General features: G+C 44.3%; 16 protein-coding genes. 6 read left to right on the top strand and 10 right to left on the bottom strand.

From position 1 onward, the window contains the following. Positions 1–461: 461 nt before the first annotated feature. From SHAL_RS13235 to xapA, 3 genes are read right to left on the bottom strand one after another with little or no spacing between them, the layout of a single operon-like run. Complete coding sequence (locus SHAL_RS13235) at positions 462–1,340, bottom strand: DMT family transporter (RefSeq protein ID WP_012277630.1); 879 nt, start codon at positions 1,338–1,340, stop codon at positions 462–464. A gap of 59 nt (positions 1,341–1,399) precedes the next feature. Beyond that, positions 1,400–2,662, bottom strand: a complete 1,263-nt coding sequence (locus SHAL_RS13230) for a NupC/NupG family nucleoside CNT transporter (RefSeq protein WP_012277629.1) — start codon at positions 2,660–2,662, stop codon at positions 1,400–1,402. 12 nt (positions 2,663–2,674) lie between these two features. Further along, positions 2,675–3,505, bottom strand: a complete 831-nt coding sequence (gene xapA, locus SHAL_RS13225; RefSeq protein WP_041416008.1) for a xanthosine phosphorylase — start codon at positions 3,503–3,505, stop codon at positions 2,675–2,677. Between the two features lie 205 nt (positions 3,506–3,710). On the opposite strand from xapA, the gene SHAL_RS13220 reads away from it, so the two are divergent. Then, complete coding sequence (locus SHAL_RS13220; RefSeq protein ID WP_012277627.1) at positions 3,711–4,688, top strand: LysR family transcriptional regulator; 978 nt, start codon at positions 3,711–3,713, stop codon at positions 4,686–4,688. A 77-nt stretch (positions 4,689–4,765) separates the two neighbouring features. Here SHAL_RS13220 and SHAL_RS13215 read toward each other — a convergent pair whose 3' ends face one another. Beyond that, positions 4,766–5,440: a YccT family protein gene (locus tag SHAL_RS13215; RefSeq protein WP_012277626.1), complete on the bottom strand. Its 675-nt coding sequence runs from the start codon at positions 5,438–5,440 to the stop codon at positions 4,766–4,768. Positions 5,441–5,586: 146 nt separating this feature from the next. Here SHAL_RS13215 and SHAL_RS13210 point away from each other — a divergent pair, with 146 nt between their 5' ends. After that, entirely contained in the window at positions 5,587–5,952 is a 366-nt protein-coding gene (locus tag SHAL_RS13210) for a hypothetical protein (RefSeq protein WP_012277625.1), read from the top strand. 109 nt (positions 5,953–6,061) lie between these two features. Beyond that, the gene (corA, locus tag SHAL_RS13205; RefSeq protein ID WP_012277624.1) at positions 6,062–7,009 is read left to right on the top strand and encodes a magnesium/cobalt transporter CorA; all 948 of its coding nucleotides are present in this window, start codon (positions 6,062–6,064) and stop codon (positions 7,007–7,009) included. A gap of 82 nt (positions 7,010–7,091) precedes the next feature. Here corA and SHAL_RS13200 read toward each other — a convergent pair whose 3' ends face one another. The 4 genes from SHAL_RS13200 to SHAL_RS13185 form a co-directional block, all read right to left on the bottom strand. Then, complete coding sequence (locus SHAL_RS13200) at positions 7,092–7,406, bottom strand: DUF3135 domain-containing protein (RefSeq protein ID WP_012277623.1); 315 nt, start codon at positions 7,404–7,406, stop codon at positions 7,092–7,094. A 107-nt stretch (positions 7,407–7,513) separates the two neighbouring features. Further along, positions 7,514–8,770 carry a cyclic di-GMP phosphodiesterase gene (locus tag SHAL_RS13195; protein ID WP_012277622.1) on the bottom strand — a complete coding sequence of 419 codons (1,257 nt, stop codon included), beginning with the start codon at positions 8,768–8,770 and terminating at the stop codon, positions 7,514–7,516. Positions 8,771–9,032: 262 nt separating this feature from the next. Continuing rightward, complete coding sequence (locus SHAL_RS13190) at positions 9,033–9,809, bottom strand: hypothetical protein (RefSeq protein WP_012277621.1); 777 nt, start codon at positions 9,807–9,809, stop codon at positions 9,033–9,035. 158 nt (positions 9,810–9,967) lie between these two features. Then, the gene (locus tag SHAL_RS13185) at positions 9,968–12,019 is read right to left on the bottom strand and encodes an alkyl/aryl-sulfatase (protein ID WP_012277620.1); all 2,052 of its coding nucleotides are present in this window, start codon (positions 12,017–12,019) and stop codon (positions 9,968–9,970) included. A gap of 208 nt (positions 12,020–12,227) precedes the next feature. Here SHAL_RS13185 and SHAL_RS13180 point away from each other — a divergent pair, with 208 nt between their 5' ends. Continuing rightward, a complete protein-coding gene (locus SHAL_RS13180) occupies positions 12,228–13,142 on the top strand; it encodes a LysR family transcriptional regulator (RefSeq protein ID WP_012277619.1) in 915 nt (304 codons plus the stop codon). A gap of 56 nt (positions 13,143–13,198) precedes the next feature. Continuing rightward, a complete protein-coding gene (locus SHAL_RS13175) occupies positions 13,199–13,891 on the top strand; it encodes a 2OG-Fe(II) oxygenase (protein WP_012277618.1) in 693 nt (230 codons plus the stop codon). 336 nt (positions 13,892–14,227) lie between these two features. On the opposite strand, the gene SHAL_RS13170 is transcribed toward SHAL_RS13175, so the two are convergent. Together SHAL_RS13170 and SHAL_RS13165 are read right to left on the bottom strand one after the other, a co-directional pair. Next, the gene (locus SHAL_RS13170) at positions 14,228–15,580 is read right to left on the bottom strand and encodes an ATP-binding protein (RefSeq protein WP_012277617.1); all 1,353 of its coding nucleotides are present in this window, start codon (positions 15,578–15,580) and stop codon (positions 14,228–14,230) included. Beyond that, entirely contained in the window at positions 15,571–16,245 is a 675-nt protein-coding gene (locus SHAL_RS13165; RefSeq protein WP_012277616.1) for a response regulator, read from the bottom strand. Before SHAL_RS13165 ends, SHAL_RS13170 begins: the two co-directional genes overlap by 10 nt. Positions 16,246–16,531: 286 nt before the next feature. Between SHAL_RS13165 and SHAL_RS13160 the strand changes: the two genes are divergently transcribed. After that, on the top strand, positions 16,532–17,386 hold the full coding sequence (locus tag SHAL_RS13160; protein ID WP_012277615.1) for a putative selenate ABC transporter substrate-binding protein: 855 nt from the start codon (positions 16,532–16,534) through the stop codon (positions 17,384–17,386). Positions 17,387–17,388: the final 2 nt, after the last annotated feature.

Raw genomic sequence — 17,388 nt, 5'->3', positions numbered from 1 at the left:
GAATGTCATTAATGCAGGAGCAATTAATGACCTTGCCTCAAAATCGCTAAACTCTCGCTGAGTGACCAAATCTTTATACTGATTGGTATAATTCAAGGCGAATAGCGAAAGAATGGTTACTCTCTTGTGAGGTTGTTCAACGCAGAAGTAGGCAGCCCAAAACGCTCCAGAATGGCGTGTTTTAGCGGCTCTAATGCTGTGACTCTTAAGGAACAAGAGGGAGCTTAACCCTAGTTCAGCTATGCTCTGCACTCGTTGCGAGCAGCATGGATAATGCGAATGTCATTCATGCACGACTATATGGATATAGGAGGTAGAGTAACGCAGGAGCATTTACCGAGGAGCAATTAATGACCTTGCCTCATAACCGCTAAACTCTCGCTGAGTGACCGAATCTTTATACTGATTGGTATAAGCTAGGCATCGCTATGTCGAACAGAGCTTTGCCCGGCAAAGGATACTTAGGTGGCTTGTTTACGCATCAGTAAAGCCATCGTAAAGGTGACTGACAGTATTGCAGGTATCGTGTAGTTCCAGTTTACTTCAATCGACTCTCCAGTGAGCAATACAAACACAGGAATTAAAAAAACGTAGGCAGAAACTTGCTGGGGCGCTAAGCTGACACTCGCTCTTTGAAATAGAAAGAAGCTGATCGCTGTGGCAAATATTGCAAGGTATAGAGTGGCGAGCCAAGCATCAGATGACACTTGCAACCAGTTATAAGCAACAATTTCAGGCATTAACGCTAGGGATAACAGAAGGCTTGCGGCAAATAAACTCCATCCAGTAAACACCATAAAACCCTCTTCTCGATAGCAGGCCTTGATGATCAAAGGGTTTGCAGCCATTGCGATGCATCCCAGCATGAAAAGCGTGTAACCAGAATTCCAAGTTACATCAATGCTTGAGTCGCTGGCTTGCTGCATGACTAGGGCCAGCGCACCGACAAAGCCTAAGCCCAATGCAGCCCAGTTGCTCAGCTTACCTAAGTGCCTATTTACCAGAACGACCAGTAAGGCGGTAATGAGGGGAACCGATGTATACAAGGCACTCGTTGCGAACGCCGCCGTTTGAGTCAGGGCGCTGAACATAGCTGTAAAATACAATAATGAAGGCAAGCTAACCAAGGTGTAGCGTACTAAGCTCTTCCAACTAGGTAATCTTAATCGACGAGTCACAGCCAGCAAGAGGGTAAAAAGTATCGCAGCAATGATATACCTAAGCCAAGTTGCAATCATTGGCGGGACTTCTAACATGAGCTGCTTACCGATAGGGAAGGTCATGGCTATCACAAAAGTGAAGAGCAGCATCTGTAGGTGTGGTAAAGCGGACTTGTACATGTTTAAACCTTCAATAAAAAAGGGCGGAATTCCGCCCTTTGTCTACAATAGCCTAGTGTTTAGTTGGCTAAAGAGAAGAATATACCTGCTATTGCAGCACTCATTAAGTTCGAACAAGTGGCTGCAACGACTGTGCGTAAGCCATACTTGGCGATAAAATCTGTTCTTGATGGACATAGCGTACCGAGTCCGCCAATCAAGATCCCCATAGAGGCTAAGTTTGCAAAGCCACACAGTGCAAAGCTGATAATAACTTTACTCTTTTCTTGAAGAACCTGTAGACCCGCAGCGGTCACTTCTTTGCTGTCTTTCAGGTAGGGGGCTAAGTCACTGTAGGCAACAAATTCGTTAACGATAAGCTTCTTACCAATCATAGAGCCTGCAATCGCCATATCAGCAGCTGGAACGCCCAGTAAGAAGGCCAAAGGTGCGAAGATCCAGCCTAAAATGCCTTCAAGAGACAGTTGCAAACCGACCATGTCTCCAAAGCCGCCTAGAAGGTTATTCACTAGAGTCACTAGGCCAATCATGGCGATTAGCATGGCACCAATGGCTGCCGCTAGTTTAAGGCCGCTTGCAGCGCCTTCACCTGCCGCCGCAAGGACGTTGACTGGTGGTTTCTCATCAAACTGCACCTTCTCACTCATACTGTAAGTGGGGGTGCTGGTTTCAGGGAGTATTAATTTTGCAAATAGCACACCACCTGGCGCCGCCATAAACGATGCTGCCAGCAAGTATTCCATATCCACGCCCATCATGGCGTAGCCTGCTAATACTGTGCCAGACACTGAGGCCATACCACCACACATCACGGCGAAGAACTCTGAGTCGCTCATCTTCGCCATATAAGGCTTGATTACCAGTGGTGCTTCACTTTGACCAACGAAGATATTAGATACGGCAGACATAGACTCTGGCTGCGTGGTACCCAGTATTTTCGCCATACCACCGCCAATAATACGAATGATAAATTGCATTATGCCTAGGTAATAAAGTACAGCAATTAAAGCTGAGAAGAATACAACTAAAGGCAATACGTTTAGTGCGAATACAAAGCCGATTCCCTCTACAGAAAAGTTAACTAAGTTGCCAAATAGAAAGCGAATACCTGCCTTACCGCTATCGAGTACCACATGTACCCCATGAGACATCGACTCTAGTGCTTGGCGGCCAAGTGGTACGTATAATACCAGTGCGCCAATCAATACTTGTAGGCCTAGTGCTGCACCCACAGTGCGTAGTTTGATTGAACGTCGATTAACAGAACAAGCTACAGCGATACCTAATAGTACCAGCATGCCTATAAAACCCATGAACATCATAGTGTTATTCCCTTATTTCTTTACGCTATCGACAAACGCGTTAATCAGTTGTAAAAAATCGCCTTCAGCTAATTTTGCGCACTTAAGGGTTTGTTCATGCGATAGCGTCACATCACCTAGGCCTTCAGCCATGTTAGTGATAGCGCAGACGGCCAATACGGGTAAGCCACAGTGAGCTGCAGAGATGACCTCTGGCACGACAGACATACCAACCACATCACCACCAATGATTTGCATCATGCGAATTTCTGCGGCAGTTTCAAAACATGGGCCAGTATAAGAAACGAAGACACCTTGGTTCAGTACGATACCTTGTGCTTTGGCTATGTTCAGCGCTTGCTCACGCAAGTCTTTATCGTAGGCATTGGCAAGGCTGAAGAAGCGAGGACCATACTTTTCGTCATTTGGGCCAGTCATCGGTGTGCTAGGCATGGTGTTGATGTGGTCAGAGAACACCACTAGTGAGCCAACATCGATACGGTCAGGGCGGAGTGAGCCAGCTGCATTGGTCACAAGTAACATCTCACAACCTAGTGTCTTGAATGTACGAACAGGCGTCGTCATCACTTTCATGCTTTCGTGCTCATAAAAGTGGCCGCGACCTTTCATGCATGCTACAGGTACGCCATTTAGGTAGCCCAGCACTAATTCACCACTGTGACCTTCAACAGTACTTACTGGAAAGCCATCTAGTTCTTGATAGCCGATACTGACTTTGTCTTCTAGCTTATCTGCAAGCACACCTAAACCCGATCCTAAGATCATGGCGATTTGTGGTTTGAAACCAGGCTTGTATTTTTCGATGGTAGCTACAGCATTTGGGACGGGATCGTACAGAGACATTTTTTTATTCCGAAGTGGATTTGTTATTGGCCTCACGATATTCCCAAGTCGTTTTTATTAAAATCACTAAAAACGACTCTAATGTGCTGTTTTTCGGTACATTCGGCGGATTGAACGCTTTGAGTGGTAAAACTGTTATTTAAGATATTGAAAACTGCTTCAACGTTCAGTTTTTACACCGGAATAGCCCAGTTATGGCAAAGAAATGGATACTAAATTTGTGAACAATGACCATAGCGTTGCACCGCTAGATTTAAATAGCCTCTATTGGGCTGAGCGTATTAGTATGAAAATGCTGCGGTATTTTTATGTGGCAAGTCATAGTCAAACTTTAACTCAGGCTGCTGAGCGGCTACATATTTCCAAGTCTCCCTTGAGCGCAAAGATGAGAGAGCTTGAAACGATTCTTGGCGTCAAGCTATTTAATCGGGATAAAAGAAGTGTTCAGCTGACTTCCACTGGCTTGATGTTACGCCATGAGTGCCAGTCAATTTTTAGTGTAATGGAAGGTGCGGTGAGTAAAGTGACTCAGCACGCTAGAGAAACCCAGGGGCAGCTTCGTTTAGGTATTGTTAGTTCGATATTTTGGGCGGGGTTTGGTTATGCCTGTCAGCAGTTGAAAGCCCAATATCCAAGTATTCAATTTGAGTTCTTGGAGCTATCGCCACAGCAGCAGAAGGTGGCACTGTTTAATAATGAGATCGATATAGGCTTTGTTCGTTACGCCGACACTTTAGATATTACCCCGTTAGAGTCCTGCAATCTTTACTGCGAGCCTATGGTGATCGCGCTTTGTGACCGGCATGAACTCAGTGGACGGTCTCAGTTATGTTTGTCGGAACTGGCCAATGAAAAGTTTGTCATCATGAGTCATAAAAACTCGGCTTCGGCACAGTTGGTCGTCAATCATTGCATCAAGGAGGGCTTTATCCCACAAATCACTCAAGAGGTGGTGGAGCCGATGACTTTGATGAACGTGATAGAGAGTCAGGCTGGGATCTCTGTCGTTCCCCAAAGCTTTAGTCGTCAGAGTTGGAGACATATTCGCTTTATATCGCTAAGGCAAGAGATCCACGCCAATATTTGCGCCGTGTATAACCCACAAAAAATCAACCCAGAGAAACAGGCTCTGATCCAGTCATTGCATCAGTTTATGAATGCAGAATCATTAAAGCCTATTTAGTCTTTACCCTGATAGGTATAACAATGCAGATAGAAGAAGCCCGCTCTCACAAGAGCGGTTTTTTTGATAGCGAAAAGCTATTGGTTTTCGATTCGTTTTTTAAAGGCTTTGCGCGTCTCTTCGTCGGCTTGTTGGTACCAAAAATCGAGCATCTGCCCCACATCCACCTGATTACTCGCTTCAGGCTTATCGCTTGTATTAGCAGGTGTATTCGCTGCTGCTACGGCAATAGTAGCAGTTGTCGGTATAACGTTAGTCGCAGTAGGCTGGATATTCAGTGACGCTTTTTGCTCTGTGAGGTTGTAGGCTGTCATTTCTGTCTCGTAATCTCTACCTAGCTGCAAGCCTTTCTTGATGAGCATTCCAAGCTCGAAGGGAACAAGGTTGCTGTATTGATTTTCTAAGGTTACTTGCGGAGACTGATTAAACTTGTCGGCCGCATTGCCTGAACGAACACTCGGCATAGATAATGCTAACTGGGCGTTGCTTTGGTCGAACTTGATGATAATGACATCTGACTGGAACTGAGTTTGAGAGCCCTGTTGTTGGTAACGTCCAAGGTATCGAAAGGCAATCTGATTAATACCATTTTTAAGGTTTAGCGTATCTCTGCCACTAGCATCAACACCATTAACCAGTACCAACTCCGAGTTTGAAGGCATAGAGAGGGTGACGTCAGCAAAAGCTGATGGCGTAAACAGTAGCAGGGCACCACTTAAGGCACTACTTAAAACAAGAGCATTACGCTTCATTTTGGATCCTAATATGAATTTATGCCCTCTTTATAGCAGAAGGAGGCTGAATTTACCTCACTCGTATGCCAATGCTTGGATATTAATAACAGTTTATCCGTTTTTTTGTAGGTATAATTAGCGTAAACAGCGCAAAGGGAAAGCAAGTGCTTACTAAAATTTTAATCACCTTACTGATCATCGTTGGCGCGATGGTTTATATCCGTAAACCGAGAGAAAACGGTGTCCGAGCGAGTACAAAAGAGTTAGGTAAGAACATGAAGCTGCGGATTGGTGCTTATGTACTGATTAGTTTATCGCTCACCGCTACGGGTGCTTATTGGTATTGGGATTGGAGTGATGGTAATAAAGTTGTCAGTGTGACAATAGTGTCACCTATGAGTGACGAGACGGTTGTTTATCAAGTTAGAAAGAAAGATATTGCTAGCAATGAGATAACAACTGTCAACGGAATTCGCATTAGATTGTCCAATCAGGAGCGTATTATCGTTGCGAATTCGGTTAATAAGTAATTTTTGAGCACTTTATTATGCTTAACCCTTTGCAATAAGGTGTTATAGGTTAGAATAGCCCACGTTTTTTTGTTCAGAATATTTGCTATACGCGTTTAAAGGAGGAGCTATGATTACAGCCTATGCCTATAAGGATCGTAAACTTACGATTATTGAATTGAGCATCAAGGATAGTATCCCCCCCAGTATTATTTGGCTGGACTTGTATAAACCTGATGAACATGAAAGAGAGTGGTTAAGTCATTTTTCTGTTGAAGATGTGCCAGATGAAGAGGATATCAACGAGATTGAGGCTTCTGCGCGTTTTTATCAGAACAATGATGGACTGCATATCAACTCTTTGTTTCCACAGCGTGCAGGGCAAGATGTTAAAGGTGTAAACGTCTCTTTTAATTTGCGCAAAAACTTTTTACTAACAATCCGCGACGAAGATGTGGGTCTTATCCGCTTGCTGCGTAACTACCTGAGATTAGGTAAAATCGATGCCACGACGCCAGAATCCCTACTGTTAGAGTTATTTACTCTTAAGGTTGATTATCTTTCTGATCTAATCGAGGATGTATATACCGTTCTTGAAAACGTCAGCGAAGAGGTCTTTAAGAATGAAGAGCTCGATAACGTATTTAAGTTAATTACCCGTCAGGAAGATTCAAACGGTAAGATTCGTTTAAGTTTGCTCGATACCCAGCGTTCATTAAGATTTATGCAGAAGCATTATCGAAGTAAGCTGTCTGATGATGAATTAAAAGATCTGCGTGAGATGCTGTCGGATATCGAGTCTTTGATGCCTCATAGTCAGTTCATTTTCGATAAGCTCAACTTCTTACTCGATGCCGCTATGGGCTTTAGTGGTTTACAGCAAAACAAGATCATTAAGATATTCTCTGTTGCCGCCGTAGTGTTTTTACCACCAACAGTGATCGCTAGCTCCTACGGTATGAATTTTGTGAATATGCCTGAGCTTGATTGGAGGTTTGGTTACCCAATGGCAATTGCTATGATGTTTAGTAGTGCGGCGGGAACTTACTTTTTCTTTAAGCGTAAAGGTTGGTTATAAAATAACGGCTATTGCATAAAAAAGCTCGCGATTGCGAGCTTTTTTGCCATTACGGCTATAGTAATACCAATCGGTATAAGTGCTACTTAGCATTTTTCCTGAGTGGAACAACTTCGGCCTTATGTTGGAGAAACTCTCCAGGTTGACAATAAACTTGGTTTAGTTTCGCTAGTTTATTAAACATAAGGCTACTTACGAGGTGACAACGTTGGTAGGGGGTTTTACAGCGTGCTAAACGCTTATCTAAGTCGTCAAGCAATGATGTTAGACTCGCTTGATTACTCTCGCGGCTCTGCGCAATAGTCTCTTTACTCAGTCTTTTTTGTAGAGCATCCAATTTCTCTGGGGTGTTTTCTGCCATCCATAACAGTCTGTCAAAACTTGGTAGTTTAGTCATAAAAACTAACCTCGACATGAAAACCAGTAGATTTAACCTTAGTCAGTCGAGGGCGGTTCAGCAAGAAATTGGCCGTTCTACACTATTGTAGCGTTATTTGGGATAGGTTATGTTTCTGCTCCAAAGAAGTAACTGATTTTCTCTCTTGGGTTGAGATATTTCAGTACTTTTTCAGGTAGCGCTGCAACAGGCAAACATCTTACGATGTTTAGGCTTTCACTGGCCAAGTCGATTATTGGCGCTTGCTCTTTAGGTACGGTGGGATCATATACCAGCACCCGAGGTAACAGTAGTTGGCTTAAGTTGACTGACATCACCATGGCAAACTGCCCCGAGGTTAGCTCGACAATACTGCCTGGCGGATAGACGCCGAGCATCTTAACTAATCGATTAATCACCTGCTGATTAAGCTGGGTCTGATAGTTTTTATAGAGATAACCGAGGGCAGAATAAGGTGTTCTGGCTTTTTTACTCCGGTCAGAATGGCACAAGTTGTCGTAAGTGTTTATGGCACAAACTAACTGACTTAGCTTATCTAAATCTTTTTCTTTTTTTCCTTTAGGCACGCCAGAACCGTCTAAAAATTCGTGATGATTTAAGATGATTGGTAGTGCTTCTTGCGGGAAATTGTCCGCAGCGATTAATAATTCAGCTCCCATTGCAGGGTGTTGATTAAAATAAATTTGTTCAGCATGAGTAAAAGGTGTGGTCTTTCGAAGCAGCTGAGTCGGAACCTTAAGCTTGCCAATATCATGGAACAGCGCGCCCATACCGACTAACTCGATTTCTTGACGGCTCCAGCCTAACTCTTTGGCGATAAGCATAGACAGCACAGCGACATTGAGGGAATGATAATAGATCCCTTCATCACTTTTGGCATCAGACATCAAATGAAGCACTAATTTATCGTCGGTGAGCAATTGATTACAGACGCCATGAATAAGCTCTTTGGCTTCATTGACCGCATTGAGCGGACGGTTACGTAGCTTACCGATGAGGTTTCTCATCATAGCAACGTTACGAGTGAAGTGCTTTTCTGTTTTCTGTAAGTGACGCCTTAACGATTGTTGTGCTTCGATACTTTTTGTTTTTTGCTGATTTAGCTCACCAGATAATCGCTCAAGGTTATTGTCGAGAATTTTGGGTTGCTGTTTAGCTTCAATGCTGGAAAGCGGTTGAGTGTCGCTGCGCTCCGGGCGTAGGTAGACAAAGTCAATGCCGAGATTTTTAATCAATTCAACCTGAGCTTCCTGTTTTATTTTGAAGCTATTGAATATAAATGGGTGATCTTTCCACGCAATCGGTAACTGAACAAAGTTACCGACTTGCAACTGTCCTACTGCGACTTTACAACTATTCGTCATGGGCAATTAGTTTAGGCTTTTCATTAGTCGCTATTCTAACTCAAGTTATATAATTTACAATTACTTAACTGATAAATTTACAGATGTTGCAAACATGATAATCTTTAAATGGACTTCATAGAAATATACCCTGAGACGATAGCAAACAAACGCTGCTATAAGTTTAAAAGGTGTTTCATAGAGAAGAGACTCCACAGATAGTTATCAGTGGATCGCCCTGTTACAGGGTAATTCTCTTCTCAAATTACTCTTAATTTGCAAATTAGAACTGGTGATTGAACTCTATTCGCCAATCGACATTTTTATCCACATTGAAGTCAGTCGCAGCGTAATTAGCGAAGAGACGAATATTTTGCTTTGGGTTTATCTGATAACTGACAACGACTTCGTGATAGAGGCCATCCATCATGTCCGACATATATTCATTGTTGTTTAAGGTGGTCATATACATAGGGTTGTAGTTAAGCCAGATATTGTCTGTGAGGGTAATTTTTGCGTAGGTTCCGACAACGGCGAAGCTTGATGGAATTGCGTATCCCACACTGCCAATCTCGGTCTCTTCACCACGAATGACCGCAGTGTCCGTCACGGTTATACCTACACCCGCGAGTGGGAATAGCTGCACTGGGCCGAACGCTGGCAAGGCTTGAATAAAGCTGTAGGATGCATTACCTACATTGTTATTAAAGTCCCAGTTAACATCGACCTGTGCGCCGCGTCCATTGGTCATATCTAAGTTGAAATTGCGATAACGAAGGTTACTGATAGAGTCATTACCATCGAGGCCAAGGCTATCACCAGCGATCCCTTTTAGTTCGATGATATTCATCGCCATCGTATCTGGGTTTCCCGTATCGTAGGAGTTGCCAAGTTTTAGGTTGATGCCTTTATTGGTGACTCCGGCACCAGCTTGGGTATAAACAGCGAGTGGGTCTGACATATCTTGAACTTCATCTTGAGCCTGCTGGGCAAAAGATAGTGGTGAAAAGCTAAGTGGTGCCAACAGAGTAAGTGCACTGACTAGAGTTGAATTTTTCATAATATACTCATGAGAGGGAGGGGGCCGAAGCCCCCAGCCGGGAAGAGAGGGGTCACTGTTTGTGACTACTTCATATCAGCGAAAAGATACAATCTTTAATCATATATATGCTGATAGTAGTGCGTTGATAGCAGGGGACGCAGTCCCCTGCAGAGCGATTATTTGTTATCTGCGATTGGTAGGATTTCAAACAGCGGGCTGAAGGTATCTAGGTTTGGCATTATCTGTTGGATAAAGTTTTGCTGTCCTTTGATTTCTGCTTGCTTGCTTTTCAGTAGATCTGGCAGAGTTGTTTGGCCCGTCATGACCTTAGCTAGATCTGCTCTGTTGATGTAGAAGGTTGCATCAGCGCCTTTAACCTCATCACTTGTGATCACACTTGCCATGTTGCCGTTGGAGATCTCAGAGTAGAAATGCTCGTTAGTGTCAGGGTGCACTAAGTTAAAGCTGAGGTTCAGGTTAGCTTCAACTGCTTTTGGTGCATTCAGGCGAACCGCAACATAATCTAAAATGTTGAGCGTTGGGCTGTTTGCCACAATATCGGCGGAGTTTTGCTTGATTGACTCATGGATCACGTTGGTACGCAGCTCATAAGCACCCGATAGGTAGGAGTTACGCCATGCCATGGTTTCAGACTGATAACCCTGCTGCTCGAAAGAATCAGCTAACAAATTGCGGGCTGTTTGGTTATTGGGGTCGCACAACACAACATCGTTAGCGAGTTGAGAAGCCGCTTGATACTCGCCTTTTTCAAACTGTGCTCGTGCCCCCCTCATCAGGGTATCTGCACCAGCGGCTTCCACATAGACACAAGACTTATCTTGGCTAGTTAGTGGGTTAGTGTTAACTGGATTTAGGTCATGATAGCCCAGGTAGAGGTTAACAACGGCGCGAGCATTGTGTGAGTATGAGCCGTGGTAGCCATTGGTGTGCCAAGTATCAAATTGAGTCTGTGGAATGATCTTGTCTATCTCGCGTCCCACATCATTGATAGTGGTGCCGTGATTGGCTAAACGTAGGGCTTGGTTATGGATAAAGCCGTAGTTATCACGTTGCAGCGTGATGTACTCATTGATATCAGCAGTATTCCAAACTGGCGCTGAATGAGATGAGGTTAATGCCTCGATGCGGTCACCGTAGGCAAGCTTCATTTCGGTTAAATACTTACTCCACGCGAGAGCATCACGTACTTTTGCACCACGGAAAGTGTAGATGTTATGCATGCCGTGATAGGTCAGTTCGCCGGTAAATAGGGTTTTGTACTTCTCTACCCAAGTGATGATCTCAACGGGAGCTTCAGCCCCAGGTACGTTGGTAAATTCAAACTCAACACCATCGATATTATGCTTCTCAATTTTGTCGGTGATATCAAGCGTTGGAGTAATTAGGGTTAAGCCGCCAACAATACCAGGTGTTAATCCGATAGCGTTATCTACTGTACCGTGGGCATCTTTACCTAGTGTGACGCCGTATTGATAGTTTGAGCGACGTGACATGGCATTACCCGCTAGCATGTTTTCATCTGCTAGCGCCTGCACAAAACCATCTGGAGCAACAATTTTCACATCATCGGCAAAATCTTCACTAAGGCCACGAACGCCACCGAAGTGATCGCCATGGGGATGTGAGTAGATCACAGCGTGAATCGTGTGGGGAGCTGGAAGGTGCTGCTTTGCAAATTCCCATGCAAGCTTAGTTGTCTCATCGAGGAAGCCTGGATCGTTAACCACATAACCGTTATCAGTTTTAAAGATTGTGATATTAGCGATATCATTACCACGGATCTGGTAAACACCATCAACAACCTCATATAAGCCCTCAGCCTGATAGTTCATCAAGCCTTGGCGGAAGATAGAAGGGTTTACAGTATCTGGGAAATTAGCGGGGTCGATATCTTGCATCATATCGCTAAATTGCAAACGTGCTTTACCCGCTTCGTGGTCACCGAATGCGGCGATTAGGCCACGCTTTTGTTGCTCAAAGGCTGTCATGTCTGAAAATGGTAAGCGCTCGGCAAGAGCTTTATTTGCCGCCACAGTGTGCTTAGTTGCAGCTTTACCCGCGTAAGATGCCATCTCGGCAGCATTGATATGTTCATGCTCGTGGTTATGCTTTTCAGCTTCATCATGAGAGTGGGCAATGGCATTAAATGAGAACAGGCTAACAATAGCGGCTGCTAAGCTTGTTCTTTTGAATATTTGATCTTGCATATGTGTCACCTTCGAGTCTAAGTCAATGAACGTTATGGATCTTCTAGGGAGAAGCCATAGGTTGCTAAGTACTTTAATGTTGGTGACAGAGTAGGCTTTTCAGAGGCACTAACCAATAAACTAAGCTTTAGATGATACATAACGATTTTGTATGTATTGGTATTGGTATGTATGATTGTTACTTCTGTATTAATGGCGGGAGTATTGTGTGAGTAGCAATATAGATAAAAGATTCGACTTTAATTTGTTGGCGATATTCTTAGAGGTTTATCAGTTACGTTCTATTACTTTAGCTGCTGAATCCTTAGGCTTAACTCAACCCGGTGTAAGTGCGGCATTAAAGCGCCTACAAGCTAAACTCGGTGTGGAGCTTTTTGTTCGTGAAGGTCGTGGTATTTCACCTACCAACGCGGCTATTCAGCTAGCAAGTCAAGTCTCTCCAGCCTATAACACTGTTAACAGTGCGCTGAGCAATGTAGTCGGTTTTGATAAGCTGACTCCGCGTTCGTTTCTTGTCTATGTCGATGAACCGATAATGAATTTGCTGCAACCCTTAGTTGAGCGAGATAGCGATATGGGCAATTGTGAGATTATGTTTCAACTACCGCCGATTGAAGAGGATCAACTGCTTCATCAACTGAGTTTGCAAAAGGCCGATCTGGCAATCGACATTGGTCAACTACCGAGCCTCTCCTACACTAATCAACTCTTTTACCGTGAAAGTGTCACTATGATCTGCCGTAAGGGTCATCCGCGTATTAATGGCAAGATAGACAAATCCCAGTTTTACCAAGAGAAGCATATTACGTTGAAGCTTCGCCGTGCGACGCTGTCTGCACTGGATTTTTTTACCGAGGAGGTGATCCGTGAACGCAAGGTTAGCTGTGAGTGTCACTCATTACTCTCTATGATGGCGCTCGTTTCTGAGAGTGACTGTATTGCTATCACCACAAGGAGTACCGCTGATAAATATGCCGAGAAATTTGGCCTTCAAAGTATCGAACTGCCCTTTAACACTAAACCTGTTCTACACAATATGATGTGGCATAAACGCAATGAGTTTAACCCAGCACATACTTGGCTTAGAGAAAAGCTAAACCAATTGATGAAGCAATGGAAATAGTTATATATTTACAATCCGTTAACTATTACACATGCCGCTAAGCAGAGAACCTTAAAATGGACTTCATTGAAATATACCCAGATGCGATTCCAGCTGAATTTTGTGATGAGTTGATTCACAGCTTTGAACGGCATTCAGGAGTGAGCGCGGGTAGTACCGCTGGTGGGGTTGATGAATCGAAGAAGCGTAGTCTGGATCTAATGCTAGACTCCTATGACGACTTAACGCCACTGAAGAATAAATTGCTTGGTTATACGCTATCCCATGCAACGCAGTATTTCGACAAGTATGCGATGGCATTAATGGGGGCTGTCTCGGTGAGTGTTAGTGATCAAAGCGGCCAGTCAATTACGTTAACGCCGGATAACTTTGATGAGTTAGGTAAGGGTAGGGCCGAAGCCATCGTTAAATATCTGTACCGTAGCGGTAGCATCAATATCCAAAAGTACCAACAAGCTAAAGGCGGCTATCCTCATTGGCATTCAGAGCAATTTCCGCAGTTAGGGCATAATGAAGCGCTGCATAGAGTGGTGCTATATATGTTTTATTTGAATGATGTGGAAGAGGGCGGCGAGACAGAGTTCTATTACCAGAATAAGTCGATTAAACCCAAGAAGGGCACCATGGTGATAGCCCCCGCAGGTTTTACCCATTCTCATCGTGGCAATATGCCACTCAGTGGTGACAAGTATATCGCCACTTCTTGGATCATGTTTAATCGTGCCGAGCAGTTATACCAATCAGTATAAGAAGTTGATCTACTCAGAGCGCTTTTGGCAAACTAATTCAAGGCGAATAGTTGAAATAATGGTTATTCCCTTATAAAGCTATTCAACGCAGAAGTAGGCAACCAAAAACGCTCCAGAATGGCGAGTTTTAGCGGCTCTGATGCTGTGTTAACGAGCTTAACCGTAGAACAACTATGCTCCTCACTCGTTGCCTTGCCTCATAACCGCTAAACTCTCGCTGAGCGAGCAAATCTTTATATTGATTGGTATATGGCCCTGCTAAATAATGACTATTGAAGTTAGGGATAGCATTAATGCTTATCCCTGTATTTCAAATCAATCTGTAACGAGCTCAACTTAAATCGGAATCGAGATCCTAAAGCAAGCACCTTCAAGCTCAGAGGTTTCGATACTGAGCCTGCCGCCATAGCTGATGACAATCTCATTACACACCGCAAGACCTATGCCTTGGCCAGCTTTTTGGGTATCGGCGCGCACGCCTCGCTCAATGATGTTTTGGCGAATGCTCTCTTCGACGCCAGGGCCGTCATCTTCTACCAGAAGCTCAAACTCTCCGGCATCGTTATAGTATGACGACACTCTGACGGTTGAAATACACAGCTTGAAGGCATTTTCCATCAAGTTGCCGCAAAGCTCCATCAAGTCGCCTTTATCACCCGGGAATACATGCTCTTTAGGGATAACGGCTTCAAATTGAACCTGTTTGTCACGATAGACTTTGAATAACATCTGCGCGAGCTGATCGACCAAAGGTGCGATTTGGGTTTGCTCCTGCTTTAGACCTTTACGGCCTAACATGGCGCGCTTCAATTGGTATTTCACCAATTGGTCCATCTGACTCACTTGCTCCATGATCTTTTCGCTGCAGGCATCTTTATCGAGCGTCCTGTCATCGGTAATCGCATGTACCGCGGCAAGACGTGTTTTAAGGCTGTGGGCCAAGTCGTTCATCGCATTTTGGTAACGCTGTTGCTGAGCACTCGATTGGTTCAGCAGTTGGTTGAGCGCCTGAGTCACGCCTTCTAGCTCAACAGGATAGCCATCAGATAAGGATTTAGCCTTACCGCTGTTGACCGACTGCAGTTCGTTTTTAAGTCGAACTAAGGGGCGCATTCCCCAATAGGCAGCACTGATCAAAAGCACTAATGCGAGTGCCATTACGAAAGCTAGACGTATATAGGTAAGGCGACTGAACTTGCTGTACTCTTCTTCAAGCTTTTCTGCATCTTTCAATACCAGCAGGTTGTACTTAGTGCTGGCGATATCGAGAGATAACAGATAGATGAAGTAGCCTTTGTTGTCGGCAAGTGGCAGATAGTAAGGCGGAGAGGTGTTTCTGATCTCGTTAAAGCGTTCACAGGTATCGAATAAACCTCTGTCTACCGCTAACGACGAAGTCCAGACCTGATTGAAGTTGTTGTCACAACTGGCAATAATATAGCGTTGAGTCGCATTATTCTCTTCTAGCCACTCATCACTGGTATCGGGGATGAGATCGTGTTCCCTAAGCTCTGCAGCGACGTTGGGGATCTCTGCAATCAGTTCGGCGGTTTCTTCGTTATAACTATTTTGGGCATGGAGAATATTTACCATCCACGCCAAACCGAACCCTACTAGAGCGATGATCGATAACGAGGTGAGAAACATCCGCGTGAGCAGACGTTTCTTAGGCTTGAATCTTAATTGCATGGCAGATTAAATTTATAGCCCTGTCCACGAATGGTGATGATAGGGTTTTCGATGCCGCCTTTGGTGAGCTTCTTACGCAGACGACTGACCATCACCTCGATAGTATTGGGGTCACCTTCTTTATCACCGTAAATCACGTCGAGTAAGCGCTGTTTAGCGACCACTTCATGACAATGGCGCATCAGATATTCCAGGATCAGATATTCAAATGCGGTCACTTCCATGGGCAGCTCGTTTAGCGTGACCTGCTTTGCCGCAAGGTCAAGTTCGAGCGCACCGCTGCTGATCAGAGGTTTTACAAAGCCAGCACTGCGGCGCACAAGGGCATCAAGGCGGGCGACTAATTCCTCTTTCTGGAAGGGTTTGACTAGGTAATCGTCGGCGCCGGCATTGAGTCCTTCAACCTTATCCTGCCAGTTCACTCGAGCAGTAAGGATTAGTACAGGAGCTTTGAGTCCATCATCTCTAAGACTCTGAATGAGACTAATACCGTCTTGGTCGGGTAATCCTAGATCGACGATGGCCACATCGATAGGGTAATTGGTGGCTTGATAAAATCCCTCTTTCGCTGTTAATGCTACTTGAACTTGATTGCCTAATTCACTCAGTTGCACTTTTAAGTGGTGAGATAAAATGGGGTCATCTTCAACAACTAATATTCGCATAGTCACAATATCCTTGAATTCAATACCAATTAGTTTACGCAGAATTATGCTCACTGCCAACTAGGTGTTTCTAAGTAGAAGAAGCTTACGCCTTAGATACTTAACCAAGGCTGAACTTGCTAGTGTAACCCTGTTTGGCTGTTGTTTATTTGAACTAAATGGTGATATTTGTCTACCAAGCTCACGAATAAGCGAACTTAGGCGTTATTTTATGTCGTTACTTCTGGGTTTGTTGCTGATTTTTCGTTAAGGTTACGTGAAAATTTACCAGCTAAAGGATTAAAATATGTCGCATGTAAGGCGGTTTACAGTGCTACTGCTACTGTTATTAACGCCGAGTGTGATGGCGACAACGTTTACGTTTACCGCTATTCCCGATGAAGATGAGCGTCAATTAAGAACTCGCTTCGATAAAATTGCCGTTTACCTTGAAGAAAAACTAGGGGTTGAAGTTAAATATATCCCGGTAAAGTCTTACTCTGCAGCGGTAACAGCTTTTCGTAACAATCAAGTGCAACTGGCTTGGTTTGGCGGACTGTCGGGTGTGCAGGCGCGCCGTTTGGTTCCGGATTCTCACGCCATAGCACAAGGTTATGAAGATCAGTTTTTTAAGAGCTACTTTATTGCTCACGCTTCAACCGAGATCATCCCAAGCGATAGCTTTCCTAATTTAAATGGTTACACCTTTACCTTTGGCTCTAAGAACTCTACCTCTGGGCGCCTGATGCCTCAGTTCTTTATCGAGCGTAATCTAGGCAAAAATAGCAAAGATATCTTCAAGCGTATCGGCTACTCTGGCGATCATAGCCGCACCATCGCTCAGGTTCAGGCGGGTGTTTATCAAGTGGGGGCGGTCAATTACAAGGTGTGGGAAACTGCATTGGCTAACGGCAAAGTAGACCTTAATAAGGTCAGTGTCATTTGGGAAAGCCCAGCTTACCCTGATTATCAATGGACCATACGTGGCGATGTTGATAGCGAGTTTGGAGCGGGTTTTGCCGCAAAAGTCGAAGCGGCGCTTATTGGTATGACAGATCCCCATTTGTTAAAAAGTTTTCCTCGCCGGTCATTTGTTCCGGCTGACAATTTAGATTATCAGCCGATAGAAGATGTGGCGAAGGCTATTGGGCTAATAGACTAACC

Source organism: Shewanella halifaxensis HAW-EB4 (assembly GCF_000019185.1).
Taxonomy (GTDB): Bacteria; Pseudomonadota; Gammaproteobacteria; order Enterobacterales; family Shewanellaceae; genus Shewanella; species Shewanella halifaxensis.
The sequence above is the reverse complement of the archived record's forward strand: the minus strand, read 5'-3'. Positions and strand labels throughout refer to the sequence as shown.